Raw genomic sequence first — 25,187 nt, forward strand, 5'->3', positions numbered from 1 at the left:
GAATGTCATGCTGAATCTTGCGGCTCTCGCTATATATAAAGGTGAGTCGCCGTTTTTGTGTAAGGATAAGTACGTGGAATCTAGACTCGATACATTTCTGGCACGTGCGGAAGGCGTGCTGGCCCGTTTGGAGCCTTTATTGCCAGCACTGCGCGAGCCGATTGATTGGTCTCAAACCGTTGCGGCTCGCTGGCGTCGTGAAGGGCAGGGAGGCTATCTGCAGCCTATTGAAGTCAATCTGGATCTGCGATTATCTGATTTACAGGGCGTTGATAGACAGCAGGTCCTGCTTGGGCAGAATACGCAGCAGTTTGTAGACGGCATGCCGGCCAATCATGCTCTGTTATGGGGCGCTCGCGGTACAGGCAAGTCATCCCTGGTCAGAGCATTGCTCGCTGAGTATGCACAGCGCGGATTGCGACTGATAGAGATTGAGCGTGATCATCTGACAGATCTGCCACGTGTGGTTGCGCAAATCAGTAAACAGCCTCAGCGGTTTGTGTTGTTTTGTGATGATTTGTCGTTTGATGCCAGCAACGATGATTATCGAGTGCTGAAAAGCGTACTGGATGGCTCGCTTGAGCAGGCGCCTGATAACGTTCTGCTTTATGCAACTTCAAATCGCCGGCATTTGGTGTCTGAGCGACAAAGCGATAACGCTGACTGGGAGCGAAGTGCGGATGGCGAGCTACACCCTAGTGAGGCGGTAGAAGACAAGATCGCGCTCTCGGATCGATTTGGGTTATGGCTTTCCTTTTATCCTTTTACCCAGGATCAGTTTCTTCAGGTAACCAAGCACTGGGTCGAGGTATTGGCTACCCGCGCGCAGCTTGTGTGGCAGTGGAGTGAGGAAACTGAAAAGGAAGCTATTCGCTGGGCGCTCGGCCGAGGTAATCGAAATGGCCGCTGTGCCTATCAATTCGCCCGTCATTGGGTTGGTAAACAGCTTTTGGATGTCGCAAATGCGTGATTTGAGTGAAGTGGGAAACGATCTGGGTGGCTATGAGCTACTAGCGGCACAGTTAGAAGCGCTTCTTTCTGGCGAAAACGATTTCATCGCCAACGCCTCGCAGTGTTCTGCCTTTCTTTTCCATGAGTTGCCTGACCTAAACTGGGCGGGCTTTTATCTGTGCAAAGACAATGAGCTTGTGCTTGGTCCGTTCCAGGGCAAGGTTGCCTGCGTTCGCATACCCTTTGGGCGTGGTGTCTGTGGTGCGGCGGCGCAAACGCGCGAGACGCAGCGTGTTGAGGATGTACATGTATTCGCGGGGCACATTGCTTGTGACAGTGCGTCAAACAGTGAACTTGTTATCCCATTGATAAAGAATGAGCGTCTGATTGGTGTGCTGGATCTTGATAGCCCCAAGCTAGGTAGATTCAGTCTGGATGATCAGAAAGGTATCGAGCGATTGGCAGCAATACTGCTAGCCGCAAGTGATTGCTGATAATAAAAGCGCAGCCCCTTGGGGCTGCGCTTTTATTGCTATTAGTCGTAGAGTGACTTCATAGGGGCATCTTCCTTCTCCATCTCCTCTAGCCCCTTTAATAGTTGCGTAGGTTCGCGGACCGGTTGCCCAGCACCAATTTCTCCCTTGATGACGCTGACTTGTTCATCAAGGTACTGAAGATGTTCATTGAACTTGTCTGAGTGAGGCTGTTTACGGATATATTGAGCGGCTTTCTCGAATGCCTGTCTGGCAGGAGCCAGTTGTCCCTGATCAATAAACTGACGGCCCAGGTGATCAAAGAATTCGAAGTGAAGTAGCGTCATTAGCGCTCTTATTTCCTCGTCCCAATAACCAGCCTCTTTAGCCTCAATCAGTCCATTCTGGATGGCGTAGGTGATTTGTGCGTGTAAATTTTCAAGCTGCGCACGAACCTGCTTTGCCTTGGCTTCATTCGCGATAACCTGGGCTGCGTTTGTGATCTCGATTTGATCACCCTTGGCCAGCTCAGCTTCCAGATGATTCATGCGTGCCGCCAATACGGGAGTCTTCTCCTTATTAGGCATGCGCTGAAGAAGTGTCAGTTCAAGCCTTGATAGTAAAAGCTTGAGGGCAGGGGTCATCCATTGCCCCGGTAACGTGTCGGACAGCTGCTCATAGCGTCGGATGCGGTTAACCAGCTCCGCTTTCAAGCGTGTCTTTTCAAGCTGATGCGCTTCAAGCTTCTGGTTGAGAAAGCTGATGAAAATCAACAGCACAGCTCCCGTCACAACCAAAATGGCAATTATAGATACAGACATCAAGGCCTCCTGCTGGCCTGCGAGTCAATAAAACAAGTACTACTATATTGGCAGCGCGACCATCTTCTTTAATGGCAAAGTCATTGATTTAAAAAAATTTAAATAGGTGTTGACGGGTCTCGAATGTCTCTCTAGAATGCGCGCCACTTCAGACGCAAAGCTGAAAGCGAAGCGAAAGAGGTAGGAACTGTTAAAGCTCCAAGGCTGCGTCCCCTTCGTCTAGTGGCCTAGGACACCGCCCTTTCACGGCGGTAACAGGGGTTCGAGTCCCCTAGGGGACGCCATATGCGGGAATAGCTCAGTTGGTAGAGCACGACCTTGCCAAGGTCGGGGTCGCGAGTTCGAGTCTCGTTTCCCGCTCCAAGTTTTAAAGCATGGCATGCGCGGTGCTTGTGTTAATAGAAATATGCTTTGCATGTTTCAAGGGTTTGTCCCCTTCGTCTAGTGGCCTAGGACACCGCCCTTTCACGGCGGTAACAGGGGTTCGAGTCCCCTAGGGGACGCCATATGCGGGAATAGCTCAGTTGGTAGAGCACGACCTTGCCAAGGTCGGGGTCGCGAGTTCGAGTCTCGTTTCCCGCTCCAAATTAAAAACACCGCCTTCTTGGCGGTGTTTTTGTTTGTGCATCTTGTTTTTGATGAGGGCCTTTGTGACCCTCATCGCTTTATCTAATGAGTTTGTCCGTTGTCTGGAAGCAGCATCAATTGCTTCTCTTGATTCCAGTCAAAGGGTTCTCCAGCAGCCTCTGCTTCGAAGCGGCGCTCATCCAGTGCCTGGTAGCGGGCGATTTCCTCGTCAGGCATGAAGTGAAGACAATCTCCCCCAAAGAACCACAGCAGGTCCCTGGGTACTAGATGGGCAACCTGGGGATAGCGATGGAAAATCTGGCTGATCAGGTCCTGCCCTAGATAATGGTTTTCTTCCGGATGTTTGGGCAGCTCAGTCAAAAGCTCGTCGAAGCGGTCCAAGAATAGCCCGTGGTTATCTTCAGGAATCTGCTCTGACTCACCCAATGCGGCCAATATGGTCCGCAGGTGCGCCAAAAGCGCCATGTTGTGTTCCAAATAGTCAGTGGCCATGTGTATGTCCCATTCATATACAGTGGAGCAGTATAAAGGGGGATGGCCAGACTGTCTTTTCTCACCCGATTTGGAATGATGTGGGCTTACATTCGTCAAAGGTTGTAAATCGGGTATTGCACCCTCATTTAGCCCCTCTAATTTTCTGAAATTTGTGAGCGAGATGAACGAAGCTCTGTCCATACGGCAACTCACTAAAACCTACGGAAATGGTTTCCAGGCGCTCAAGGGGTTGGACCTTGATGTCAACGAAGGCGATTTTTTTGCGCTTCTCGGACCTAATGGTGCAGGAAAATCTACCACGATAGGTATTCTGTCCACGCTGGTGAATAAAAGCAGTGGTCAGGTTTCGGTCTTCGGACACGATCTGGATCGTGATCCGGCAGGACTCAAGCGCTGTCTTGGGGTTGTGCCCCAAGAGTTCAACTTCAATCAGTTTGAAAAGGCATTCGACATTCTGGTTACGCAGGCAGGCTATTACGGAATACCTGCCAGGCAGGCCAAGGAGCGTGCCGAGGAATACCTGACTCAGCTAGGGCTCTGGGACAAACGAGATACCCCGTCCCGTATGTTGTCTGGGGGGATGAAACGGCGTTTGATGATCGCCAGGGCGCTCATTCACAAGCCAAGGTTGCTCATACTGGACGAGCCTACTGCTGGTGTGGATATTGAATTGCGCCGTTCGATGTGGAGCTTTTTGACCACTCTCAATCAGCAGGGTGTCAGCATCATTCTGACGACGCACTATCTGGAGGAAGCAGAACAGCTGTGCCGCAACATTGCCATTATTGACCATGGCACCATTGTGGAAAACACCAGCATGCGTGAGCTTCTTCAGAAACTACATGTCGAGACATTCGTTCTTGATGTAAAGCAGGCGCTATCAGTTGCGCCCGCTCTTCAAGATTATCCGGTCAGGCTTATCACCAGTCACTCGCTTGAAGTGCAAATCGACAAGAGTGTTGGAATCAATGGCCTGTTCACTCAGTTGAATGCTCAAGGCATAGACGTCATCAGTATGCGCAACAAGGCTAACAGGCTTGAGGAGCTGTTCGTGTCGTTGGTAGAAAAGAACTTGGCAAAGGTGGCGAGATGAAAACTGAAATAAAAGCCAACCTTATTGCCTTGCAAACGATTGTCCATCGGGAGGTGCGACGCTTTACGCGTATTTGGCCGCAGACCTTGTTGCCTCCTGCGATCACTATGGCCCTTTACTTCGTTATCTTTGGCAATCTGATCGGTAGCCGAATAGGAGGCATGGGCGGGTTCTCCTATATGGAATACATTGTGCCGGGCTTGATCATGATGTCCGTTATTACTAATTCCTATAGCAATGTCGTATCAAGCTTTTTCAGTAGTAAATTTCAACGCTCTGTTGAAGAGTTGCTGGTCTCGCCTGTATCACCTCATGTCATTCTTATTGGTTATGCGTGTGGCGGTATCCTGAGAGGGCTGGCAGTAGCGGCTATCGTTACGGTTCTTTCTTTATTTTTTACCCATGTGCAGGTGCATCATTTAGGAATCACGTTGCTTGTGATCATCCTGACTGCTGCCATTTTTTCCTTGGGTGGTTTCATAAACGCGGTCTATGCCCGTAACTTTGACGATATCTCTATAGTGCCCACGTTCATCCTGACGCCATTGACTTATCTTGGTGGGGTGTTCTATTCGATCGATCTGCTACCGCCGTTCTGGCAGGGCATGTCGATGGCTAATCCCATCCTGCATATGGTCAATGCATTCCGCTATGGGATATTGGGCGTTTCAGATATCCAAATTGGTGTCGCGATTGGTCTTATGCTGATTGCTGCCATTGTTCTCTATATATGCTGCATTCGTCTGCTGACGAGCGGGCGCGGCATGCGTCATTGATATATTGAGGACGCTATGGCGAGAGTACATCTGACATAGCGCGCCTCGGATTCTTGAGAAATTCTATGCAAACTGTCGATCATTCTCCGCTCGGTAAAACGAGCGAGTACGTGGATATCTATACGCCTTCGTTGCTGTATCCCATACCGCGTAGCCCTAAATGGACCGAATTGGGGCTTACAAGAGAAACGTTACCTTACTGCGGTATGGATATATGGACGTGTTATGAGTTGTCCTGGCTGAACTCAAAAGGTAAGCCTGTCGCTGCTATTGCCGAGTTCTCCATACCGGCCAACTCGCCAAATATCATCGAATCCAAATCATTCAAGCTGTATCTGAACTCACTCAATCAGACAATATTCGAAAGTCCTGAGGCGCTCACTGAGGTTTTAACAAGGGATCTGTCTCAGGCAGCAGGAGACCACGTTGGGGTTTTGGTAAAGCCAATAGATTTAGTAGCCAGGGAAGGGTTTGTTACACCCTCTGGAAGCTGTATTGATGAGCTGGATATTGAGGTACAGCACTACGATGTGCCTAGACCAGATTTATTAAAAGCCTTACCTGGTCAGCTTGTGAAAGAGTCGCTTTATAGTCATCTGCTTCGCTCCAATTGCCCGGTTACGGGGCAGCCGGACTGGGGAAGCGTTGTGATAGAGTATGAGGGCAGAGCAGTGCTTGATCGGGCGTCATTGCTCGCTTACATCATCTCTTTCAGGCGCCATGCAGATTTTCATGAGCAGTGCGTCGAGCGCATGTTTCTTGATCTGCGTAGCGTGCTGGAGCCGGAATCGCTTACTGTTTATGCGCGGTATGTGCGGCGGGGAGGGCTTGATATCAATCCTTATCGAAGCACTCATGCCGCACATCTGCCGGTAGCAGGGCGCTTGGCCCGTCAGTGACGTCAGATACCCATGCTCGCAAGGCTCTGCATGATCGAGCGGAGGGTGTTCGCTACTCTAGGGTGGCTGACTTCAAACCGCTCGACTGCCAGATTTACGCCATCGACGAGATTGGAATCCGGCTTGGTCGAGTCTTCGTGAGCAAGCTGCAGTTCTATATCCCTGATTAACAGTTCTAGCGAGGCGCGATCTTCCTCGCTTTCAGGAGGGCTTGTCTTGAGCTGGTGCTGTAGTTCGATCAGCTCCTGTTGCAGGCGAGAGGCGGGCATACGTTTTCTCCTTTTGAAGCGTACCCACCTGTAGACCTAATTGAGTGATCAAAGGTCAATAAGGCAAGTTGTTTCATCCGTAACCAATTGCAAAGACATCGCGGTTATAATTTTGCCACTCTGCCAGTAAGACTGGACAAACTCATCAGGAGAATATGATGCCGTTTAACAAAGGAGCATGGAGTACCCGTATTGGCGGCATTGCCTTTGGCGCAATGTTGACTGTCGCGAGTACCGCTGTGTTGGCTGCCTCGGAAGATGATCCCTGGGAAGGGGTCAACCGAGGTATTTTCCGTTTTAATGACACGCTTGATACCTATGCGCTGAAGCCTATCGCGCAGGGTTATAACAAGATCACACCTGACGTCGTGCAAACGGGAGTCAGTAATGTTTTTCGTAACATTGGTGATGTTGGCAATTTGGCTAATGACGTTTTGCAGGCAAAACCGTATGCAGCCGGTGTAGATACCGCACGTTTGCTCATGAACACCACGCTGGGTGTACTGGGTATATTTGATGTGGCAACTCATGCGGGACTGACGAGAAATGACGAAGACTTCGGTCAGACATTAGGTCATTGGGGCGTTGGTAGCGGCCCGTATGTCGTCTTGCCTTTCCTGGGTCCCAGCACAGTACGTGATGGACTAGGCCGAATTCCTGATTCCTATGCCTCGCCATACCCCTATATGGGTGATGTAGCGGCGAGGAATTCGGCATTTGCGCTGAGTGTAGTAGATACACGCGCTAACCTGCTTGATGCCGAGAAAATGATTACAGGCGACAAGTACATCTTTATCCGTAACGCTTACTTACAAAGTCGCGAATACAAGATTAAAGACGGTAACGTGGTAGACGACTTTTAAGAGGACTCATCACGTCAGGCAGCAGGTCTCTGCTTGACGTGATGCTGATCTGTGATCTAATTCATGGAAAGGATGCTGAGTCCTAGCAGTTGACTGCCTTGTTCCAAAGATGTGACGCGAATCACTTCGGCTTCGGCTTCTAGCCCTTGTAGCTCCGGGTGTTCAGAGGGGATCACTACGATCACTTTGTCTCCTTCCTTGACGTGACTCTTAGCTTCGATCTGAAGCCCTGTGCTCGACAAATCACGGCAAATTGCGTCTATTTCTTCGCCATTTGTCCGAAGAATAGCCTTGGAATCAATCTGCATTCTAATAAAGTCGCGCTTTTCGCTGTACGAACGATCGCTTAAGCTCATTGGAACAAGTCTCTCAATAAAGGTACTTCGCAAGTAAACGAAACCATATAGCCTTAGCCTCAAGGCCTTGTAAAGCTGGCCTCAGCCGTTTGGATAGAAGGGGCGCTTGAACGGCTCGGCTGATGGGAGTAGTGTCTGCGCCGTATTAAAAATAGTACCTATTGCGTGCACCCTGGCCTGATCCAAAAGACCACCTCATAGGGATACGCATGCCTGGATAGTTTATGCCTAATCCCAGCGCCACACTTTTGATTATCGATGATGATGAGGTTGTACGCCTGAGTCTGGCGGACTATCTCGAAGATAGCGGCTTTACGGTCTTACAGGCTTCGAACGGCATGCAGGGTTTGCAGGTCTTCGAGCGTGAGCAGCCGGATCTCATTATCTGCGACCTTAGAATGCCTCAGCTGGATGGGCTTTCCTTGTTACGGCGCATTTCGGAAATGTCGCTCGATACGCCTGTCATAGTCCTCTCGGGCGCAGGGGTAATGAGTGATGTTGTCGAGGCGCTGAGATTGGGCGCGGCCGACTATCTCATCAAGCCTCTTGAGGATCTGGCTGTTCTAGAACATTCGGTCATTCGGGCGCTCGACCGTGCAAGGCTTCGCCTTGAAAATGATCGTTATCGCATCAAACTGGAAAATGCCAATCGAGAGCTTCAGGCGAGCCTGAGTCTTTTACAGGAAGACCAGAATGCCGGCCGGCAAGTGCAAATGAATATGCTGCCGGTAACACCTTGGGAAACCAATGGTTTGAATTTCGCTCACCAGATCATTCCATCTTTGTATCTGTCTGGTGATTTTGTCGATTATTTTCGCGTTGATGAGCACCGTATCGCTTTTTATCTGGCAGATGTTTCCGGACATGGAGCGTCGTCAGCGTTTGTAACGGTGTTGCTCAAGTTTATGACGACGCGGCTGTTGTATGAATCTCGTCGTAATGGCACTCTGCCTGAGTTCAGGCCTTCCGATGTGCTGGGGCATATCAATCGTGGCTTGCTGAACTGTAAGCTGGGCAAACACGTTACCATGTTGGGTGGCGTGATCGATGAAGACAGTGGTGTACTTACTTACAGTATTGGTGGGCACTTGCCGCTTCCTGTGTTGCACACTGCAGAAGAGACACGCTTTTTGCAGGGGAAGGGGTTTCCGGTTGGCCTTTTTGAAGAAGCCAGCTATTCAGACCATACTTTGGAGTTACCCGCCAGTTTCAGCCTTGCGCTGTTTTCCGATGGGATTTTTGATTTATTGCCTGGAGAGAACTTGAAAGCGAAAGAGGCTTCTTTACCTGAACAGGTCCGCCTGGCCAATGGGACGCTAGGTGGGATTTCGAAACAGCTTGGACTGGCCAACTTGGGCGAGATGCCGGATGATATCGCCATGCTGGTGTTAAGCAGGAACCTTGCATGAGTACCGGTAAAATCCAGTTCGCTGAAATGAATGGCACCTTTGTGCTCAAATTCATCGGCGAGGTGCGCTTGACATTATGCTCGGCGCTGGATGCCACTATTGAACAGATCTTTTCTGCGTTGAATTTTTCATCAATCGTAATCGATCTGATCGACACTAAAAGTATCGATAGTACGACGCTAGGCTTATTGGCAAAGCTCTCTATTCTTTCACGTCAAAAGATTGGCCTATTGCCAACATTGGTCACCACCAATCCAGATATCACACGATTGTTGGATTCGATGGGTTTTGATCAGGTATTCAATATCGTAAATCAGCCCGTGCCATGTTCGGACTGTCTGCATGACCTCCCCCCGCAGGATGAGTCTGAAGAAGTCGTCAGGGATAAGGTACTAGAGGCTCATCGTATACTGATGAGTTTGAATGAATCCAATCGTGAAGCATTCAAGGATCTGGTCAATGCTTTAGAAAAGCATTGACCAGGGCAGGCATTACTTCTTGGCGCTAATCAGGCCTTCCAGTTTTTCCTGATCACGAGCGAATTGGCGGATGCCTTCCGCCAGTTTCTCGGTGGCCATGGCGTCTTCATTCAAAGACCAGCGGAAAGCACTTTCGTTAAGGGAATGCAACGGCTCGGCTGTGCCGCCTGCTACCAAGTTACGCTCAAGCGTGCCTTCATCTTCAGACAGGCTCTGCAGTAGCTCTGGGCTGATCGTCAAGCGATCACATCCTGCCAGTTGTTCGATTTGGTTGAGGTTACGGAAGCTTGCACCCATCACCACTGTTTCGAACTTGTTGGCTTTGTAGTACTGATAAATACGGGAAACTGACTGTACGCCTGGGTCTTCCTTTCCAGTAAAGTCACGGCCTTCGGCTTTCTTGTACCAGTCGTAGATACGACCAACGAATGGAGAGATCAGGAAAACGCCAGCATCAGCGCAAGCTGCCGCCTGGGCAAAGGAAAAGAGCAAAGTCAGATTAGTTTGAATACCATCTTTTTCGAGCTTTTCAGCAGCGCGAATGCCTTCCCATGTGGAGGCAATTTTGATGAGTACTCGGTCTTTGCTGATTCCGGCTTTCTCGTACAGGTCAATCAAGCGCTCTGCACGGCTCAGGGTTGCATTTGTATCAAACGAAAGCCTGGCATCGACTTCAGTCGAAATGCGACCCGGAATGACATTAAGAATTTCCTTGCCAACAGCAACTGCAAACTTGTCGCAAGCCAGGCCGATATCGTCACCCGTATCGTTGAGAGCGTCGCCTAGCAGTTGAGCGTAGCGGGGCAATGCTGCCGCTTTCAGCAGAAGGGAAGGGTTGGTCGTAGCATCGACAGGCTTCAGACGCGTGATAGCGTCCAGATCACCTGTATCGGCTACTACTGTAGTGTATTGCTTGAGTTGCTCTAGCTTGTTCATGCTTGCTATCGATCCTCACGTAGTGATTAGAGTGTTTGACCAGATTCAATGACCTTCCAAGAGTTCAGTGGCTTGGTCAAATATACGTAGCGGTTCCGAGCTTTTATGCACATCTACTGAGAGTAGCTGCCTGAAGCGGCGCCCTCCCTTAATTCCCTGCGAAAGGCCCAGAATGTGCCGGGTTATGTGATGCATGGCGCCGCCTGACGCCAGATGCTTGTCTATATACGGACGAAGCGACTGTAACACCTGGTGCCGAGTCGTAATGGCACGGTCATCACCGAACACTAATTGATCCACAGACGCCAGAAGATACGGGTTGTGATAAGCCTCACGGCCAAGCATGACGCCATTGAAAGTCTTCAGGTGAGTCTGTGCTTCTTCCAAGGTCTTAATGCCGCCATTCAGAATGAATTCAAGATCTGGAAAATCATTCATCAGTTGTGCGGCTACGTCATAACGCAGCGGCGGGACTTCACGGTTCTGCTTGGGAGACAATCCTTCCAAGATGGCAATGCGTGCGTGTACGGTAAAACTATTGCAGCCCGCTTTGTTGACGGTGGTAATGAACTCCTGCAGCTGATCATAGCTGTCTCGACCATTGATCCCAATACGGTGTTTTACCGTAACGGGAATGCTTACCGCGTCGCGCATTGCCTTTACGCAATCAGCCACCAGTTGAGGGTGGGCCATCAGGCAGGCACCAATCATGTTATTCTGTACCCTATCGCTTGGGCAGCCAACGTTCAGGTTGACCTCATCGTAACCTGCTGCTTCGGCTAGGCGGGCACAGGCTGCCAGCTCATGCGGAGTACTGCCGCCTAGCTGCAGCGCGATAGGATGCTCACTTTGGTCGTACGCTAAAAAGCGTGCCGGATCGCCTCGAAGCAAGGCGCCTGTTGTTACCATCTCGGTGTAAAGCAGTGTTCGCTTCGAAAGCAGGCGCATGAAAAAGCGGCAATGTTTGTCCGTCCAGTCCATCATTGGCGCAACGGAGAAGCGGCGTGACAGTGTAGAAGGCTTGTTCAAGGCTGGGTGAGTGTTCGAGGCGGTCATGGGATGTTCCAGTTACTACGTTACAGCCTATTTCAATACGACATCGGAAATAGAGGTCAGTAACTTCGGCGAGCTTGAGCGCTAGCTTATCAGGAAAGCCCCCGTCTAATCGAAGATCGGTATCGTATCCTTGGCTACGCGTGCTTTTTAATTTGGAAGACGCCAAAAAGACGAAATACCTCATATTCCAGCGAACTCTATAGGGGTACGCTTTGTCTTGTCGGTAGCATCATGAATGTTCGTATCGGTATCCTTTCCAAACTCCTGTATTCTAGATCTGATTTATTAACCATATGGTCGGTTTGTTTTTCTTTGCGCCGACTGTATAAGCCTTATTTCATGCCACGAAGAGATTCGCTGTGATACTGACCATGCCCTCAGACAAGCTCAAAGCCTGGGGCGCCCATGGCGTCACCGCCACGGGTGTTGTCCTGGCGTTGCTTGCAACACTTGCCCTGTTTGATAATCAGCCCAAAGAATGCCTGCTGTGGCTCGGTGCTGCCCTGATTGTAGATGGTCTGGACGGAACCCTGGCGCGCAAGCTCAATACCAAATCTGTTCTGCCCCATTTCGACGGTTCAGTACTTGATCTGGCGATTGACTACCTTACGTATGTCTTCATTCCAGCGCTGTTCATTTACAAGTACATACCTTTACCAAGCTACACCGCGCTCTTTACCGTTTCAGTGATTCTGGTGTCTTCCTTGTTCTGTTTCTGTAACGTGAACATGAAGAGCAGCGATAACTACTTTGTAGGCTTTCCAGCAGCCTGGAATGTGGTGGCGCTTTATTTGTATATCCTGTCGCCAGCACCGTGGCTGACGCTATTGGGCGTTATTGTGCTGGCGATGCTGACTTTGACGCGCATGAAATTCTTGCACCCTTTCCGAGTGCGCAAGTTCATGCCTATCAATATTGCAGTAACGTTCGTCTGGCTGCTGTGCAGTATGTTGCTGATTCTTAATCATCCTGACCATAGTCCAACTTTGTTGGCAATCTGGTTTGCCATGTCTGGATACTTCATTGGAATCTGCATTTGGCGTTCGGCCATTGAGTGGTTTGGTCACTTGCGCGCTTAAACGCAAAAAATCGTCTTTGCTCAAAAGCCTCGCTCACGCGGGGCTTTTTATTGCCCATGAGTTTGGTAATGAAAGTGTCGGTCGATAGAGATTGGTCTTGAACACCTGTCGAGTGATCAGGTCTATCTTTGACGAGGCAATGCTTCGAAGTGAAAAGAAGACCACTAATCTAAGACGGGGGCCGCTATGAAAACCAAAGCACTAGCTGTATTGGCGTTGACGGGACTGATGTCTGTAACTGGCATGGCATTGGCTGACGATAAGACAAGCCCTAACTCTGCCGGCATGGGGACGCCTGACGGATCATCCACAGGTAAAGGCGCCGGCGCTGACGTGGGGGGTGACGTCACGCCTTCACCAAAAGAAGAGCAGGGCGATAAAAGCGATAAGTAAGGTATATAGATTTAAAAGCTCAAGTTTCCAATCCGGGGAACTTGAGCTTGTTTCGTGGTCAAAGCTGCGTGTTTAATCGAGTGAGACGGTTCATGAGTTCTACAGATAAAGTAGTATTAATCGTAGAGGATGAACCTCAGGTCTTGTTAATACTCGTTGATTACCTTACTGAGCTTGGTTACAAGGTGCTTCAGGCGCCGTCATCGACCGAAGCCTTTCTCATTTTGGCTACAAAGCCTGACCTTGATCTTCTGATCACTGACTACAGATTGCCTGATGGCGTGTCGGGCGTAATGATTGCCGAGCCGGCACTTAAGCTACGTCCTGACCTCAAAGTAATGTTTATCAGTGGCTATCCGGCTGAAATTATGGATACAGGCAGTCCGCTGATTGGCACAGCTCCAGTATTGGCCAAGCCTTTTGCTTTGGACAAGCTGCAGGACTATATCCAGCGGCTCCTGGCTTAACGCCGCTTTTAGTTGATTCAACTTTCTGCCGACAACAGTCGATGCCCTGCCATGGTATGGCGATCTGTTGTGTTGTACTAACAGATACTTATTCTTTTATACCTCGGGCAGATCGTTTCCTAGCCTTATCAGTCTACTAAGTATCCGGTTGGCTTGTGGACGCCAACGTTAACGTGGAGAGGACTGTATCTATGGCAATCAAGCATTTCGAACATTTCGAAGCGATTTCATCCGCCGTACCTGCGCAAGACGGCTTTGAAGCCGTGATTGGCGTTAAGGCCCGAGAGGAAGGAAGTCAGCCTCATTTTCATCGAGTAGCCACTGAGCGGCATTTCGACTTGGCATCCGAGGCTGAAGAAGCTGCTGACGCAGCGCTTAGCCGGGTAGTTGAAGTCGCTGAGGATGGCAGTCTTATCTGGGAAGAAAGTACCCGCTGAGCGAGGAAGCTCTATGGATTCGGTCGATAAGGGAAAAACGCCTGGTCTTACCGCTGAGGAAGAGCAGGATGTCAGTGAGAACCAGCCGCCTCGCGCGGCGGTTCTCCATGAAACTATCAGAAAGCAAGGCGAGCAGGAGCTTGAGAGAAGTAGCAGTGCGCTTTTCTGGTCTGCTCTGGGCGCAGGACTAACCATGGGCCTTTCGCTGATAGCGATGGGGCTTTTGAATTCTCATCTCCCTAAGGGAGAGATAAGCAAGCTTATTTCGAGCTTTGGTTATTCGGTGGGTTTTCTGGCCGTAATTCTGGCTCGACAGCAGCTCTTTACCGAAAACACCATTACGGCGGTGCTTCCTGTAATGACGCAGCCGTCATTGCATATGTTCAGGCAATTGCTGCGGTTATGGGGCATCGTTCTTATAGGTAACTTGATCGGCACATCGCTCATTTCCTATGTCGTGCTTTACCTTCCTCTGTTCGAACCCAGAGTCGATGCGGCCTTTCTGGAGATAGGCCGGAAAGTAATGGAAAATGGCGTACCAGAAATGTTTTCAAAGGGAATCATTTCTGGATGGATGATCGCAACCATGGTCTGGATGATATCGTCAGCAGAGCATGCCAAGATTTGGATAATCATTGCGATCACCTACCTGATGGCTTTGGGTGACTTCACCCATATTATTGTGGGGTCGGCTGAGGTGGCTTATCTGGTGTTTTCCGGCGAGCTTTCATGGACAGAGTTCGGGCTTGTCTTCGTTGGGCCTACCTTGGCGGGTAATATTGTAGGCGGAACGTTTATTTTTACTCTTCTCAGCCATGCACAGATACGAAGCGATACACCATAAAAAAGGCCCTTGAGGGGCCTTTTTTATTCATAGTGCTTTTACGTTACTCTTCTATCTGACCCATGGCGGTAGTGTTGAAGCCGCCATCGACATAAAGAATTTCGCCGCTGATGCCTGACGCCAAGTCCGAGCATAGGAAGGCACCGGCGTTGCCGACCTCTTCAATGGTCACGTTACGACGCAGAGGGGTTTGGCGCTCGTTAGCTGCAAGCATCTTGCGGAAGCTCTTGATGCCCGAGGCCGCTAGGGTGCGAATGGGGCCAGCCGAGATAGCATTAACGCGAGTGCCTTCTGGGCCAAGGCTGCCTGCCAGATAGCGGACACCTGCCTCAAGGCTGGCCTTGGCCATGCCCATGACATTGTAGTTGGGCATGGTGCGCTCGGCACCCAGATAGGACAGGGTCAACAAGCTGCCGTTGCGGCCCTTCATCATTTCGCGTCCCGCCTTGGCCAGCGCAACAAAGCTATAGGCACTGATGTCGTGAGCGATACGGAAGCCTTCACGAGTTGTCACTTCAGTAAAGTCGCCGTCCAGCTGATCGCCGGGTGCAAAGCCAACGGAGTGAACGATGATGTCCAGGCCGTCCCATTTCTTGGAGAGCTCTGTAAACACCGCTTCGATTTCTTCGTCGTTGGCAACATCGCAAGGGAAGCACAAATCGGCATTGGAGCCCCAGCCAGCCGCGAACTCTTCAACGCGGGACTTGAGCTTGTCGTTCTGATAGGTAAAGGCCAGTTCGGCACCTTCACGGTGCATCGCAGCAGCGATACCGGAGGCAATGGATAATTTGCTGGCGACGCCTACGATCAGGACGCGCTTACCGGCGAGAAATCCCATGTGTTTTCTTCCTCTTGGTTAATAGGCAGGGGCGGACGATGCAAGTGCCGCATCCAATAACTGCCGTGTATATGGGTGCTGAGGTCGTTGAAAGACATCTTCAGCACTCCCTTGTTCTACAACCTGGCCCGCTTTCATCACCAGCAGTTGGTGACTCAGCGCTCTTACAACAGCCAGGTCATGGCTGATGAACAGATAAGTCAGATTGTGTTTGGCCTGCAGATCGCGAAGCAGGTCCACGACCTGCCGCTGAACTGTCCTGTCGAGCGCTGAGGTAGGCTCATCCAGCAAGATCAACGAAGGTTTCACTATCAGGGCCCGGGCAATGGCGATGCGTTGCCGTTGCCCACCTGAAAACTCGTGAGGATAACGATGGCGGACCTCTGGATCGAGTCCTACCTCCCGTAATGCCCCGATTATTGCTGTCTCCTGTTCTTCTGGTGTTCCTATGCGATGGATTCTCAGTCCTTCTCCCACGATGTCGCTAACGGACATACGTGGACTCAGACTACCGTAAGGGTCCTGAAAGACCACTTGCATCTGTCGCCGCAACGGTCGAATTTGGGCAGAGGATAGCTGATCGAGCGCCTGATTGCCGAAGCGTATGCGGCCGCGGCTTTCCAATAGACGAAGAATGGCCAGGCCCAATGTGGTTTTACCAGAGCCGCTCTCACCCACAATGCCCAAGGTTTGACCTCGTGGAACCGCTAGTGAGACGTCGTCAACGGCTTTTACGTGATCAACCGTTCGACGAAACAGCCCTTTACGAATCGGAAACCAGACGCTCAAATGTTCAGTAGCCAGTTCTACAGGTGCAGGATGGCTGGGAATCGGATCGCCACTCGGCTCCGCTGCCAGCAGTAATTGTGTGTAAGGATGCTGTGGATGTTGAAACAGCGTCTTGCACGTTTCCTGTTCGACGATGCGACCACGTTGCATGACACATATCCGATCGGCAATCTGACGTACCAGGTTCAAGTCATGGCTGATAAGCAGGATCGACATGCCTAATCGCTTCTGCAGATCTTTCAAAAGGTGTAGAACCTTTTGCTGAACGGTGACATCCAGTGCAGTAGTGGGCTCGTCAGCAATGAGCAGATCCGGCTCGCATGCCAGCGCCATGGCAATCATGACGCGCTGGCGCTGACCGCCCGAAAGCTCATGTGGGTAAGCTGAAAGGCGGCTGGCTGGATCGGGAATGCCTACCAGATCGAGAAGTTCGATCATACGCTTGCGTGCGGGAGGACCTTTCATGCCTTTATGCAGCGCCAGGACTTCGCCTAGCTGCTTATCGAGCGTATGCAGTGGGTTGAGGGACGTCATCGGCTCCTGAAAGATCATGGCGATGCGATTCCCGCGTATTTCGTACAGTTTCCTTTCAGGCAACTTCAGCAGATCTTGGCCACCGTACAGGATACGGCCGGCAGGATAGTGGGCGGTGGACGCTGGTAATAAACGCAGCAACGAATGGGCTGTTACAGATTTGCCCGAGCCGCTTTCACCGACAAGAGCCAAGGTCTCGCCAGGGTAAATATCGAACGATACCTGCTCGACTGCACGAACTACCTCTTGTCCGTTGCGAAATTCGACGCACAGATCACGCACTTCAAGCAATCGGGTGGTCTGCTGGGCAGAAGACGCCACGTTATTTTCGGGGGTCGAATGCATCGCGTGCCGCCTCGCCAATGAATACTAGAAGGCTTAACATCAAGGCCAATGTCACAAAGGCCGAGATGCCCAGCCAGGGCGCCTGCAGGTTTTCTTTACCCTGAGCGATCAGCTCGCCCAGGGAGGGTGCACCAGCCGGAAGCCCAAACCCTAGAAAATCCAGGGACGTCAAGGTTCCAATTGCTGCCGTGAGCAGGAAGGGAAGAAAGGTCATGGTAGCGATCATGGCGTTTGGCAAAATATGATGAAACATGATCGCAGGATCTTTCATGCCGAGCGCGCGTGCCGCACGTACATATTCAAGGTTACGGCCACGCAAGAATTCAGCGCGCACAACATCTACCAGAGACGTCCATGAAAACAGCAGCATGATGCCCAGCAGCCACCAGAAGTTAGGCTGTACAAAACTGGACAGGATGATCAGTAGGAACAGCACGGGCAGACCTGACCAGATCTCCAGAAAGCGCTGCCCTAGAAGATCTACCCAACCGCCGAAATAACCTTGTAGCGCGCCTACAAGCACGCCAATCAGGCTGCTGCCGATGGTTAGAATCAAGGCGAATAGGACCGATATGCGAAAGCCATAGATGATACGGGCCAGAACGTCTCTTGCCTGATCATCCGTCCCCAGCCAATTTTGTGCTGAGGGTGGGGCGGGGGCTGGGATATTGAGGTCGTAATTGATGCTGTCGTAGCTGAACGGAATGAGCGGCCATACCATAGAGGCTGCTTTTTCAGTCATCAGCTTTTCGAAGTAGGGGCCTTTGTAATTGGGCTCCAGAGGAAACTCACCGCCAAAGTCGGTTTCGTTGTAATGCACCAACGCAGGGAAATACCACTGATCATCGACATGAATGACCAAGGGTTTGTCATTGGCAATGAGCTCTGCGCAGAGACAAAGAACAAACAGGACGATAAACAGCCAGAGCGAATACCAGCCTCGTTTATGAGCCTTAAAGCGACTCCAGCGGCGTTGATTGAGGGGGGAAAGACGCGGCATCAGTAGTCTCGGCTTTCGAAGTCAATGCGAGGATCGATCAGCATATAAGTCAGGTCGCTGATTAATTTGGTCACCAACCCGAACAGAGTGAATAAAAACAGTGTTCCGAATACGACTGGGTAATCCCGGCTCATGACTGACTCGAAGCTAAGCAGCCCGAGGCCATCCAGGGAAAAGATCACTTCAATCAATAATGAGCCGGTGAAAAATACGCCCAGTAATGCCGCAGGGACACCTGATATGACCAAAAGCATGGCGTTTCGAAAAACATGCCCATAAAGGACGCGACGCTCTGTCAGACCTTTGGCCCGGGCGGTGATGACATACTGCTTATTGATCTCGTCCAGAAAGCTGTTCTTGGTCAATAACGTAAGCGTTGCAAAGCCGCCGATCACAAGGGTGGTTACCGGGAGCGCCAGGTGCCAGAAGTAGTCGACGATCTTGCCACCTAGCGTCAGTTCCTCGAAATTGGGTGACGTCAGGCCGCGCAGTGGAAACCATTGCAGATAACTGCCGCCCGCAAACAGTACGATCAGCAGGATACCGAACAGAAAGGCCGGGATCGCATAGCCAATGACGATGGCAGAGCTAGTCCATACATCGAACGTACTGCCGTGGCGGATAGCCTTGGTAATGCCGAGTGGAATGCTGACCAGATACAGAATCAGTGTGCTCCACAGGCCAAGGGAAATTGAGACCGGCAACTTTTCCAGGATAAGGTCAGTTACTTTGGCGTCCCTGAAAAAGCTCTGGCCAAAATCCAGTTGGGCATAGCTTTTTATCATCAGCCAGAAGCGCTGCGTTGCAGGTTTATCAAAGCCGTATTGCTTCTCGAGCTGCTTGATCAGATCCCCATCCAGGCCCTGGCCACCGCGATAATGTGTATTGCCATGCTCTGCCGACTCGCTCCCGCTGCCCGTAATGCGGCTTGTTGCGCCACCCGCGCCCAAACCTTGCAGGCGAGCCATGGCCTGGTCAACAGGGCCGCCAGGAGAGGCCTGAATAATAATGAAGTTGATGAGCAAAATGCCGAACAGCGTAGGAATAATCAGCAGCAATCGCCGCAGGGCGTAGGACAGCATCAGGGATTCACCTGCGACGTTTTGCGTGCCGTATCGCTGACTTGCCACCAAGTCATAAGGCCGAAATCGGAATCGGGTTGCTTAGCGGGGCGTCCGAAGCGGTTCCAGTAGGCAACTCGCCAGCGGTCGGTATACCAGTTGGGAACGACGTAATACCCCCAAAGCAAGGCGCGATCTAGCGCTTTGGCATGGGTAATTAGTGAAGCACGAGTATCGGCGCCGATTAGCATCTCCACGAGACGATCGATGGCAGGGTCCTTCAGTCCGAGCAGATTACGACTTCCAGGGTCATCTGCACTGGTTGAGTGCCAGAAGTCACGCTGTTCATTACCGGGCGAGCTGGACTGTGGCCAGCTGAAAATTGTCATATCGAAGTCGCGGGAGCGTACACGATTGACGAACTGGGATACATCTACCCGCCGAATATCCAGGGTGATACCAACTTCCGCGAGGTTGCGTTTGTAGGGCAGCAGCACTCTTTCAAAGGCGGGTTGGGCCAACATGAACTCAAAGCGCAATGGATTTCCTTGTGTATCCACCATGCGATCGTTTTCGATGTGATAGCCCGCCTCCAGCAAGAGCCGGTACGCCTCTCGTTGTTGCGGTCGGACAATTCCGCTTCCGTCGGTACGGGAAGGCTCTAGCGATTGGCTAAAGACTTGTGGAGGCAGTTGATCGCGTAGAGGTTCCAGAATCTTTAGCTCTTCTGGGCCGGGTAGTCCCCTGGCAGCCAGTTCGGAATTTTCGAAGTAACTATTGTTGCGTGTATAGGCGCCGTAGAACAGTTGACGATTGCTCCATTCAAAGTCGAACAGGAGCGCAATAGCCTGGCGTACCCGCTTGTCCTGAAACATGGGACGGCGCAGGTTGTAAATAAAAGCCTGCATGCCTTGAGGCTCATGATTAGGTATTTCTGCCTTGACGATGCGTCCTTCTCTCAAAGCCGGCGTTTCGTAAGCGGTTGCCCAATTCTTGGCGGACATCTCTTGGTTTATATCGAACTGATTCGCCTTGAACGCTTCCAGTCCTACGTTCTGATCACGATAGTAGTCAACCGTGATAGTGTCGAAGTTGTAGAAGCCCTTGTTGACGGCAAGATCCTTACCCCACCAGTCTTTTACACGCTCAAGCCTAAGCGAGCGCCCGGCCTGCAGGCTGGCGATTCGGTAAGGACCGCTACCAAGAGGTGGTTCCAGAGAAGACTTCCCAAAATCCCGGCTGGCCCACCATGCCTTTGGCAGAACCGGTAGCTGCCCCAGAATAAGAGGCAGCTCACGATTTTGGGTTGTCTTGAAGTCAAAACGGACCACCAGCCGGCTCTCAGCTTTGACTTCTTTTACATCCGCGTAATAGCTGCGGTAGAGCGGATCGCCCTGATTGACCAACGCGTTGAAGGTGAACACTACGTCATCAGCCGTGACTGGTGTTCCATCATTGAATCGAGCCTGGGGACGCAGGTAAAAGCGAACGTAGCTGTTGTCAGAGGCTTTTTCGATCTTTTCGGCCAGCAACCCGTATTCGGTGAAAGGCTCATCCTGAGCATGAAATGTCAGCGTTTCATAAATCAGGCTGATCTGGGCAGGGGGCGTTCCCTTGTTGTTGAAGGGATTGAGCGTATCGAAGCTACCGAAGCCGGACAGGCGTAGGGTGCCGCCTTTAGGAGCATTTGGATTGGTGTAATCAAAATGACTAAAGTTTGCTGGATACTTGGGGGCCTCATCATACAAGGTAACTGCATGCTGAGGGGCAGCATGGGCGTTACCATACACCAGCCCTAGCGCGGCGGCGAAAAGAGCGCCATGAATCCAGGCAGAAAAACGAAGGGCCATCTTAGCGCTCATTGTATGTGTCGGAGAGGCTGGCTTGATCATAAGCTGTACGGCCAGGCAGAACTCTTTCTGTAAGGCGTTGAGCAGTAACGGTACCAGTTCGCTTCAGCAGGAAAAAGAGACGTATATGACTGCCTGTGACGCACCAAGACCCATCAATCGAGATACAAAGTCAAGGTTTGGCCAGGCGTGAGGTTTTTTCCACTCTTGGGATTCCACTGCTGGATAGATTGCAGTTGTACATTGAAATGTTTAGCAATCATGTACAACGAGTCGCCAGGCTTGACTCTATAGTACGTCACGTTCTGGCGCGATTTGCTGCTGTTGGCTAGCTTGCTTGCTTTCACCGGTGCGCCATAGAGCTTGAGTACCTGGCCTGCCCTAAGGCCCTGCTTGCCCAAATTGTTCCAGCGTTTCAGGTCGCCCAGCTCGACCTTGTTGTCGCGAGCGATGGTCCAGAGATTATCGCCACTTCTGACCCGGTAGGTACGAGTCACCGGCTCCTCAACAAGGGCGGCAACGTCTTTCTGGCTAGTGACTGGTGAAATACTACCTGATACGCGAGGAATCATCAGTCTCTGGCCTGCAGCCAGTCGGCTGGACTTCAGCTTGTTGAGTGACAGGATCTGTTGAGTGCTTACGCTATAGCGATTGGCGATAGCGCCCAGGCTATCACCACGGCGCACCGTGTATTCCTGCCATTTTACGATCGCTTCAGAGGATTCGTTCGCCAGGTTTTCGAGTAATAACTCGGCTTTTTCTGCCGGAATCAAGAGCTGTTTGGGTCCGTCCATGGTAACCCGACGGGTATACGCCGGGTTCAGGCGATATAGTTCGTCCTCATCGAGGTCAGCCAGCTTGGCAACTTTAGCAAGATCCAGGTGCTGCTTGATCTTGACGACTTCGAAATAGGGCTCGTTGGCAATCGAGTCCAGTTGGATGCCGTATGATTCCGGGTTCATGATCAGCTGGGAAACGGCCAGCAGCTTGGGTACGTAGTCCTGTGTTTCCTGTGGAAGCGAAGACAGGTTCCAGTAGTCAGTAGGCAATCCGAGCTTTTGGTTGCGTTCAATGGCGCGACCTACAGTACCCTCGCCGGCGTTATAGGCTGCCAGTGCCAGTAGCCAGTCGCCATTGAACATATCGTGGAGTTTGGAAAGATAATCGAGCGCTGCGTTGGTAGACGCTGTGATATCCAGTCGTCCATCGTACCAGCGAGTCTGTTGCAGGTTGAAATAGCGCCCGGTAGTGGGAATGAATTGCCAGATCCCGGCCGCCTCGCTGCGTGAAAGCGCAAAGGGGTTGAAGGAGCTTTCTACAATCGGAAGCAGGGCAAGCTCAAGGGGCATATTCCGCTCTTCAAGCCTTTCGACAATATAGTGCAGGTACAGTCCGCCCCGGTTAGCCGATTTTTCGATATTGGCCGGGTTGCTGACATACCAGAGCCGCTGCTGCTCGATACGAGGATTTACGCCGATTTCGCTTTGCAGCTGAAAGCCACTGCGCATGCGATCCCAGATATCCTTGGGTGCCTTGTTCTGGGTGCCGAGCTTTATCCACTCGGGCTCCCGATGCATATTGATATTGCTGCTCAGGCTGTCTTCTGGGAGATAGCGTTCCTGGTCTTTAGGCGCCATTCCCTGACAGCCCGCCAGGAAGACAGCAAGGAAAAGAGCAGAAAGTTTCGCGGTGCGAGCCAGTCCGTCTACGTCGGCATTATGTGGCGGCTGTGGCGGCATTAGCTGAGTGCATCCCCGGAAAAATTTGCGCGATTCTAGGAATGCCGCTCCGCAGGGTCAAGATTGACTAGTCCTCAGAAATGATCTTTCCATGCGCGTAAGGTAGTGAAAACCTCTACTTCCGAACGGGTTGGAAAGCCATTTCTTTCGTCCGCAGCGCGTTTGACAGAAGGGGTTGAACAGCGCATGAACGGGTTCGTAGCAAGCTCTAGCTCTAGGGTAGAGGGGAGCGTCATTTCGCCTCGCTCGCGCATGGCCTCTACCTGCCTGTATCGTTTGGTCAGCTCGTTATTAGTCGGTTCTACGGCATGAGCAAAACGCAAGTTGTTCAGCGTATATTCATGTGCACAGTACACTTTGGTCGTGGGCGCAAGCTGAGCAAACTTACGCAACGAGTCATGCATTTGTGCAGGTGTCCCTTCAAACAATCGGCCGCAGCCGCCTGCAAATAGAGTATCGCCGCAGAACAGCAAAGGCTGAGCGCCGGTACGAACATAGGCAATATGGCCCAAGGTATGTCCAGGAACATGCAGGACGTGAAAGGGGCGCTCAAAAACTTCAAGGCTGTCGCCTTCATTAAGTGCGGTGTCCAGACAGGGTACGCCTTCCAGTGCCGGACCGTAGACGTGGGCCGCTGTCGCTCCTTTGAGCGCCTGCACACCGCCTACGTGATCGTGATGGTGATGAGTGAGAAGAATGTCTGTAAGCGTCCATCCGGGATGCCGTTCCAGCCATTCAAGGACAGGGGCAGCATCGCCTGGATCTACCACGGCACAACGTTTGGAAGACGGATCCTGCAACAACCAGATGTAGTTGTCGGAAAAGGCGGGAAGGGCGTCTATCTGAATCATGTGCGGTAACTACCGTTAGATGTGCAAAATTGCATATTAGGCGTTTATGAGTTTCAGAAGCGAGCACTAAAGCAGTGTCGTGCGTTTATCGCTTGTCGGAAGTCTGCAAGCAATTATGAAAAGATACAGTCTTCATGTGTAGAACTGGTTAAAGTCTGTAGATTGCTGTCCATCGTCGGGGACACTTGCTGTTTGGTATCGAGGGTGCCGCCTTGGTGCTCAAGCGTCTCTAAATCCAGGTGCTCTATAGCACCTCTGGAGGAAAAGCATATGGTAAATGACGCATTCGCCCAGGCTGATGAGCGTTGGTTGACGCTGATGCGCTCGGCTCGCCAGTGGCTTGATGGTCCGTTGGGCCAGTTAATGATTGAGGAAGAGGAGCGCCTGCTTTCCGAGGAGCTGAAGCGCCACTTTGGAGGTTATTTAGTCCACTATGGCCCCTCCTTGAAGATCCCGCCAGGCGCAGACCAGTTACGTCATGGTGTGCGTCTCGGGCCGCCGTTGCCAGGTGTCGATATCGCCTGCGAAGAAGGTGCCTGGCCGCTGGGTGAAAATGCAGCAGATGTGGTGTTGCTCCAGCACGGTCTGGATTTCTGTCTTTCACCCCATCGCTTGTTGAGAGAGGCTGCCCTTAGCGTAAGGCCCGGTGGGCATCTGCTGATTCTTGGTATCAACCCTTGGAGTACCTGGGGAGTCAGGCATTATTTTGCCCGCGACGCGTTTCGCAAGGCCCGTTGTATTGGTGCCAGCCGTGTAGCTGATTGGTTGGCATTGCTGGGATTCGCGTTGGAGAAACGTCGGTTCGGGTGTTATCGTCCGCCGCTTTCTTCGCCGGTTTGGCAGAATCGTTTGTCTTGGTTGGAGCGCAATCGGGAAGGCGAGCCCTCGCCAGGTGCAGGCTTCTATTTATTGTCGGCTCGCAAGCTGATGGTCGGGCTTCGTCCCTTGCCACAGACCCGCCGTGAACCCCGTGGAAAGCTGATTCCCATGCCGGTTGCCAAGGTGAGCCGTCGCGAAACGAGCGGAACGAATGAGTGACATCGTAGAGATCTACACGGACGGTGCCTGCAAGGGAAATCCTGGCCCTGGCGGTTGGGGTGCCTTGCTGGTCTACAAGGGCAACGAGCGGGAATTGTGGGGCGGGGAGGCCGTTACGACCAACAATCGAATGGAGCTGATGGCCGCCATCCGCGCGCTTGAAGCGCTCAAGCGTTCATGTCACGTACGAATCGTGACAGATTCCGAATACGTGATGCGTGGTATCACAGAGTGGTTGCGTGGCTGGAAGGCTCGCGGCTGGAAAACCGCTGCCAAACAGCCGGTCAAGAATGCCGATTTGTGGCAAGCCCTCGATGCCCAGGTGGCTCGACATGAAGTCGAGTGGGAGTGGGTAAGAGGACATACCGGGCATCACGGTAACGAGCGGGCTGACCAGCTGGCTAATCGTGGTGTTGATGAAATCCGCGCCCTGCGGACAGTGTGATAGGTGACTTTAG

28 protein-coding genes and 4 tRNA genes are annotated in these 25,187 nt (G+C 51.7%); 19 read left to right on the plus strand and 13 right to left on the minus strand.

Features of this window, described 5'->3' with window-relative positions; translation table 11 throughout:
• Positions 1–73 precede the first annotated feature (73 nt).
• Both JQR86_RS07350 and JQR86_RS07355 read left to right on the plus strand, forming a co-directional pair.
• Positions 74–970, plus strand: a complete 897-nt coding sequence (locus tag JQR86_RS07350; protein ID WP_019365804.1) for an ATP-binding protein — start codon at positions 74–76, stop codon at positions 968–970.
• The gene (locus JQR86_RS07355) at positions 963–1,445 is read left to right on the plus strand and encodes a GAF domain-containing protein (protein WP_286787653.1); all 483 of its coding nucleotides are present in this window, start codon (positions 963–965) and stop codon (positions 1,443–1,445) included. Before JQR86_RS07350 ends, JQR86_RS07355 begins: the two co-directional genes overlap by 8 nt.
• 41 nt (positions 1,446–1,486) lie before the next feature.
• On the opposite strand, the gene JQR86_RS07360 is transcribed toward JQR86_RS07355, so the two are convergent.
• Complete coding sequence (locus JQR86_RS07360; protein ID WP_010794886.1) at positions 1,487–2,245, minus strand: hypothetical protein; 759 nt, start codon at positions 2,243–2,245, stop codon at positions 1,487–1,489.
• A 208-nt stretch (positions 2,246–2,453) separates the two neighbouring features.
• On the opposite strand from JQR86_RS07360, the gene JQR86_RS07365 reads away from it, so the two are divergent.
• The 4 genes from JQR86_RS07365 to JQR86_RS07380 all read left to right on the plus strand — a co-directional run bounded on the left by JQR86_RS07365 (position 2,454) and on the right by JQR86_RS07380 (position 2,830).
• A tRNA-Glu gene (locus tag JQR86_RS07365) sits at positions 2,454–2,529 on the plus strand.
• 3 nt (positions 2,530–2,532) lie between these two features.
• Positions 2,533–2,608, plus strand: a tRNA-Gly gene (locus JQR86_RS07370).
• A 67-nt stretch (positions 2,609–2,675) separates the two neighbouring features.
• Positions 2,676–2,751, plus strand: a tRNA-Glu gene (locus JQR86_RS07375).
• A 3-nt stretch (positions 2,752–2,754) separates the two neighbouring features.
• Positions 2,755–2,830 (plus strand) — tRNA-Gly (locus JQR86_RS07380).
• An 84-nt stretch (positions 2,831–2,914) separates the two neighbouring features.
• On the opposite strand, the gene JQR86_RS07385 is transcribed toward JQR86_RS07380, so the two are convergent.
• Complete coding sequence (locus JQR86_RS07385) at positions 2,915–3,325, minus strand: PA2817 family protein (RefSeq protein WP_010794885.1); 411 nt, start codon at positions 3,323–3,325, stop codon at positions 2,915–2,917.
• Between the two features lie 163 nt (positions 3,326–3,488).
• On the opposite strand from JQR86_RS07385, the gene JQR86_RS07390 reads away from it, so the two are divergent.
• The 3 genes from JQR86_RS07390 (at position 3,489) to queF (ending at position 6,096) form a co-directional block, all read left to right on the plus strand.
• Positions 3,489–4,421, plus strand: a complete 933-nt coding sequence (locus tag JQR86_RS07390; RefSeq protein WP_434154614.1) for an ABC transporter ATP-binding protein — start codon at positions 3,489–3,491, stop codon at positions 4,419–4,421.
• Positions 4,418–5,197, plus strand: a complete 780-nt coding sequence (locus tag JQR86_RS07395; protein WP_150347071.1) for an ABC transporter permease — start codon at positions 4,418–4,420, stop codon at positions 5,195–5,197. Before JQR86_RS07390 ends, JQR86_RS07395 begins: the two co-directional genes overlap by 4 nt.
• A gap of 65 nt (positions 5,198–5,262) precedes the next feature.
• A complete protein-coding gene (gene queF, locus JQR86_RS07400) occupies positions 5,263–6,096 on the plus strand; it encodes an NADPH-dependent 7-cyano-7-deazaguanine reductase QueF (RefSeq protein WP_434154617.1) in 834 nt (277 codons plus the stop codon).
• A gap of 2 nt (positions 6,097–6,098) precedes the next feature.
• Here the strand turns inward: queF and JQR86_RS07405 are convergent, their stop codons facing one another.
• Complete coding sequence (locus tag JQR86_RS07405; RefSeq protein ID WP_010794881.1) at positions 6,099–6,365, minus strand: DUF4404 family protein; 267 nt, start codon at positions 6,363–6,365, stop codon at positions 6,099–6,101.
• A gap of 215 nt (positions 6,366–6,580) precedes the next feature.
• On the opposite strand from JQR86_RS07405, the gene JQR86_RS07410 reads away from it, so the two are divergent.
• Complete coding sequence (locus tag JQR86_RS07410; protein WP_037030381.1) at positions 6,581–7,228, plus strand: MlaA family lipoprotein; 648 nt, start codon at positions 6,581–6,583, stop codon at positions 7,226–7,228.
• A gap of 56 nt (positions 7,229–7,284) precedes the next feature.
• On the opposite strand, the gene JQR86_RS07415 is transcribed toward JQR86_RS07410, so the two are convergent.
• Positions 7,285–7,584 carry a PilZ domain-containing protein gene (locus JQR86_RS07415; protein ID WP_074823944.1) on the minus strand — a complete coding sequence of 100 codons (300 nt, stop codon included), beginning with the start codon at positions 7,582–7,584 and terminating at the stop codon, positions 7,285–7,287.
• A 224-nt stretch (positions 7,585–7,808) separates the two neighbouring features.
• Between JQR86_RS07415 and rssB the strand changes: the two genes are divergently transcribed.
• Positions 7,809–8,993 (plus strand): two-component system response regulator RssB, encoded by a 1,185-nt coding sequence (rssB, locus tag JQR86_RS07420; RefSeq protein WP_010794878.1) that lies wholly within the window; start codon positions 7,809–7,811, stop codon positions 8,991–8,993.
• Complete coding sequence (rssC, locus tag JQR86_RS07425) at positions 8,990–9,472, plus strand: anti-sigma factor antagonist RssC (protein WP_074823947.1); 483 nt, start codon at positions 8,990–8,992, stop codon at positions 9,470–9,472. The genes rssB and rssC overlap by 4 nt, the downstream gene beginning before the upstream one ends.
• A gap of 12 nt (positions 9,473–9,484) precedes the next feature.
• Here rssC and tal read toward each other — a convergent pair whose 3' ends face one another.
• Positions 9,485–10,408 (minus strand): transaldolase, encoded by a 924-nt coding sequence (gene tal, locus JQR86_RS07430; RefSeq protein WP_010794876.1) that lies wholly within the window; start codon positions 10,406–10,408, stop codon positions 9,485–9,487.
• Positions 10,409–10,453: 45 nt separating this feature from the next.
• Entirely contained in the window at positions 10,454–11,464 is a 1,011-nt protein-coding gene (gene dusA / locus JQR86_RS07435) for a tRNA dihydrouridine(20/20a) synthase DusA (RefSeq protein ID WP_434154619.1), read from the minus strand.
• A 371-nt stretch (positions 11,465–11,835) separates the two neighbouring features.
• On the opposite strand from dusA, the gene pcsA reads away from it, so the two are divergent.
• From pcsA to JQR86_RS07460, 5 genes are all read left to right on the plus strand, one after another.
• A complete protein-coding gene (gene pcsA, locus JQR86_RS07440) occupies positions 11,836–12,543 on the plus strand; it encodes a phosphatidylcholine synthase (RefSeq protein ID WP_010794874.1) in 708 nt (235 codons plus the stop codon).
• A gap of 186 nt (positions 12,544–12,729) precedes the next feature.
• Positions 12,730–12,936: a hypothetical protein gene (locus tag JQR86_RS07445; RefSeq protein WP_010794873.1), complete on the plus strand. Its 207-nt coding sequence runs from the start codon at positions 12,730–12,732 to the stop codon at positions 12,934–12,936.
• 92 nt (positions 12,937–13,028) lie between these two features.
• Positions 13,029–13,403, plus strand: a complete 375-nt coding sequence (locus JQR86_RS07450) for a response regulator (RefSeq protein ID WP_010794872.1) — start codon at positions 13,029–13,031, stop codon at positions 13,401–13,403.
• Between the two features lie 191 nt (positions 13,404–13,594).
• The gene (locus tag JQR86_RS07455) at positions 13,595–13,840 is read left to right on the plus strand and encodes a hypothetical protein (protein ID WP_010794871.1); all 246 of its coding nucleotides are present in this window, start codon (positions 13,595–13,597) and stop codon (positions 13,838–13,840) included.
• A 13-nt stretch (positions 13,841–13,853) separates the two neighbouring features.
• Positions 13,854–14,684: a formate/nitrite transporter family protein gene (locus tag JQR86_RS07460; RefSeq protein ID WP_010794870.1), complete on the plus strand. Its 831-nt coding sequence runs from the start codon at positions 13,854–13,856 to the stop codon at positions 14,682–14,684.
• 43 nt (positions 14,685–14,727) lie between these two features.
• Here JQR86_RS07460 and fabI read toward each other — a convergent pair whose 3' ends face one another.
• The 7 genes from fabI to gloB form a co-directional block, all read right to left on the minus strand.
• A complete protein-coding gene (gene fabI / locus JQR86_RS07465) occupies positions 14,728–15,522 on the minus strand; it encodes an enoyl-ACP reductase FabI (RefSeq protein WP_074823955.1) in 795 nt (264 codons plus the stop codon).
• An 18-nt stretch (positions 15,523–15,540) separates the two neighbouring features.
• Positions 15,541–17,190, minus strand: a complete 1,650-nt coding sequence (locus tag JQR86_RS07470) for an ABC transporter ATP-binding protein (protein WP_434154620.1) — start codon at positions 17,188–17,190, stop codon at positions 15,541–15,543.
• The gene (locus JQR86_RS07475; protein WP_010794867.1) at positions 17,168–18,190 is read right to left on the minus strand and encodes an ABC transporter permease; all 1,023 of its coding nucleotides are present in this window, start codon (positions 18,188–18,190) and stop codon (positions 17,168–17,170) included. The genes JQR86_RS07470 and JQR86_RS07475 overlap by 23 nt, the downstream gene beginning before the upstream one ends.
• Complete coding sequence (locus JQR86_RS07480; protein ID WP_312510273.1) at positions 18,190–19,272, minus strand: microcin C ABC transporter permease YejB; 1,083 nt, start codon at positions 19,270–19,272, stop codon at positions 18,190–18,192. The genes JQR86_RS07475 and JQR86_RS07480 overlap by 1 nt, the downstream gene beginning before the upstream one ends.
• Entirely contained in the window at positions 19,272–21,101 is a 1,830-nt protein-coding gene (locus JQR86_RS07485) for an extracellular solute-binding protein (RefSeq protein WP_407361968.1), read from the minus strand. The genes JQR86_RS07480 and JQR86_RS07485 overlap by 1 nt, the downstream gene beginning before the upstream one ends.
• A 155-nt stretch (positions 21,102–21,256) precedes the next feature.
• Complete coding sequence (locus JQR86_RS07490; RefSeq protein ID WP_150347080.1) at positions 21,257–22,840, minus strand: LysM peptidoglycan-binding domain-containing protein; 1,584 nt, start codon at positions 22,838–22,840, stop codon at positions 21,257–21,259.
• A gap of 74 nt (positions 22,841–22,914) precedes the next feature.
• Positions 22,915–23,691 (minus strand): hydroxyacylglutathione hydrolase, encoded by a 777-nt coding sequence (gene gloB, locus JQR86_RS07495; protein WP_010794863.1) that lies wholly within the window; start codon positions 23,689–23,691, stop codon positions 22,915–22,917.
• 270 nt (positions 23,692–23,961) lie between these two features.
• Here gloB and JQR86_RS07500 point away from each other — a divergent pair, with 270 nt between their 5' ends.
• Both JQR86_RS07500 and rnhA read left to right on the plus strand, forming a co-directional pair.
• On the plus strand, positions 23,962–24,729 hold the full coding sequence (locus JQR86_RS07500; RefSeq protein ID WP_010794862.1) for a methyltransferase domain-containing protein: 768 nt from the start codon (positions 23,962–23,964) through the stop codon (positions 24,727–24,729).
• Positions 24,722–25,174, plus strand: a complete 453-nt coding sequence (rnhA, locus tag JQR86_RS07505; protein WP_010794861.1) for a ribonuclease HI — start codon at positions 24,722–24,724, stop codon at positions 25,172–25,174. The genes JQR86_RS07500 and rnhA overlap by 8 nt, the downstream gene beginning before the upstream one ends.
• Positions 25,175–25,187 lie beyond the last annotated feature (13 nt).

The organism is Pseudomonas sp. JZ134, assembly GCF_051027695.1.
Taxonomy (GTDB): Bacteria; Pseudomonadota; Gammaproteobacteria; order Pseudomonadales; family Pseudomonadaceae; genus Chryseomonas; species Chryseomonas luteola.

What these genes read in the sequence shown, in the direction of transcription:
- JQR86_RS07355 (WP_286787653.1), top strand. Translation starts at nt 963, where the DNA reads ATGCGTGATTTGAGTGAAGTGGGAAACGATCTGGGTGGCTATGAGCTA.
- JQR86_RS07360 (WP_010794886.1), bottom strand. Translation starts at nt 2,245, where the DNA reads ATGTCTGTATCTATAATTGCCATTTTGGTTGTGACGGGAGCTGTGCTG.
- JQR86_RS07385 (WP_010794885.1), bottom strand. Translation starts at nt 3,325, where the DNA reads ATGGCCACTGACTATTTGGAACACAACATGGCGCTTTTGGCGCACCTG.
- JQR86_RS07390 (WP_434154614.1), top strand. Translation starts at nt 3,489, where the DNA reads ATGAACGAAGCTCTGTCCATACGGCAACTCACTAAAACCTACGGAAAT.
- JQR86_RS07395 (WP_150347071.1), top strand. Translation starts at nt 4,418, where the DNA reads ATGAAAACTGAAATAAAAGCCAACCTTATTGCCTTGCAAACGATTGTC.
- queF (WP_434154617.1), top strand. Translation starts at nt 5,263, where the DNA reads ATGCAAACTGTCGATCATTCTCCGCTCGGTAAAACGAGCGAGTACGTG.
- JQR86_RS07405 (WP_010794881.1), bottom strand. Translation starts at nt 6,365, where the DNA reads ATGCCCGCCTCTCGCCTGCAACAGGAGCTGATCGAACTACAGCACCAG.
- JQR86_RS07410 (WP_037030381.1), top strand. Translation starts at nt 6,581, where the DNA reads ATGTTGACTGTCGCGAGTACCGCTGTGTTGGCTGCCTCGGAAGATGAT.
- JQR86_RS07415 (WP_074823944.1), bottom strand. Translation starts at nt 7,584, where the DNA reads ATGAGCTTAAGCGATCGTTCGTACAGCGAAAAGCGCGACTTTATTAGA.
- rssB (WP_010794878.1), top strand. Translation starts at nt 7,809, where the DNA reads ATGCCTAATCCCAGCGCCACACTTTTGATTATCGATGATGATGAGGTT.
- rssC (WP_074823947.1), top strand. Translation starts at nt 8,990, where the DNA reads ATGAGTACCGGTAAAATCCAGTTCGCTGAAATGAATGGCACCTTTGTG.
- tal (WP_010794876.1), bottom strand. Translation starts at nt 10,408, where the DNA reads ATGAACAAGCTAGAGCAACTCAAGCAATACACTACAGTAGTAGCCGAT.
- dusA (WP_434154619.1), bottom strand. Translation starts at nt 11,464, where the DNA reads ATGACCGCCTCGAACACTCACCCAGCCTTGAACAAGCCTTCTACACTG.
- pcsA (WP_010794874.1), top strand. Translation starts at nt 11,836, where the DNA reads ATGCCCTCAGACAAGCTCAAAGCCTGGGGCGCCCATGGCGTCACCGCC.
- JQR86_RS07445 (WP_010794873.1), top strand. Translation starts at nt 12,730, where the DNA reads ATGAAAACCAAAGCACTAGCTGTATTGGCGTTGACGGGACTGATGTCT.
- JQR86_RS07450 (WP_010794872.1), top strand. Translation starts at nt 13,029, where the DNA reads ATGAGTTCTACAGATAAAGTAGTATTAATCGTAGAGGATGAACCTCAG.
- JQR86_RS07455 (WP_010794871.1), top strand. Translation starts at nt 13,595, where the DNA reads ATGGCAATCAAGCATTTCGAACATTTCGAAGCGATTTCATCCGCCGTA.
- JQR86_RS07460 (WP_010794870.1), top strand. Translation starts at nt 13,854, where the DNA reads ATGGATTCGGTCGATAAGGGAAAAACGCCTGGTCTTACCGCTGAGGAA.
- fabI (WP_074823955.1), bottom strand. Translation starts at nt 15,522, where the DNA reads ATGGGATTTCTCGCCGGTAAGCGCGTCCTGATCGTAGGCGTCGCCAGC.
- JQR86_RS07470 (WP_434154620.1), bottom strand. Translation starts at nt 17,190, where the DNA reads ATGCATTCGACCCCCGAAAATAACGTGGCGTCTTCTGCCCAGCAGACC.
- JQR86_RS07475 (WP_010794867.1), bottom strand. Translation starts at nt 18,190, where the DNA reads ATGCCGCGTCTTTCCCCCCTCAATCAACGCCGCTGGAGTCGCTTTAAG.
- JQR86_RS07480 (WP_312510273.1), bottom strand. Translation starts at nt 19,272, where the DNA reads ATGCTGTCCTACGCCCTGCGGCGATTGCTGCTGATTATTCCTACGCTG.
- JQR86_RS07485 (WP_407361968.1), bottom strand. Translation starts at nt 21,101, where the DNA reads ATGGCCCTTCGTTTTTCTGCCTGGATTCATGGCGCTCTTTTCGCCGCC.
- JQR86_RS07490 (WP_150347080.1), bottom strand. Translation starts at nt 22,840, where the DNA reads ATGCCGCCACAGCCGCCACATAATGCCGACGTAGACGGACTGGCTCGC.
- gloB (WP_010794863.1), bottom strand. Translation starts at nt 23,691, where the DNA reads ATGATTCAGATAGACGCCCTTCCCGCCTTTTCCGACAACTACATCTGG.
- JQR86_RS07500 (WP_010794862.1), top strand. Translation starts at nt 23,962, where the DNA reads ATGGTAAATGACGCATTCGCCCAGGCTGATGAGCGTTGGTTGACGCTG.
- rnhA (WP_010794861.1), top strand. Translation starts at nt 24,722, where the DNA reads ATGAGTGACATCGTAGAGATCTACACGGACGGTGCCTGCAAGGGAAAT.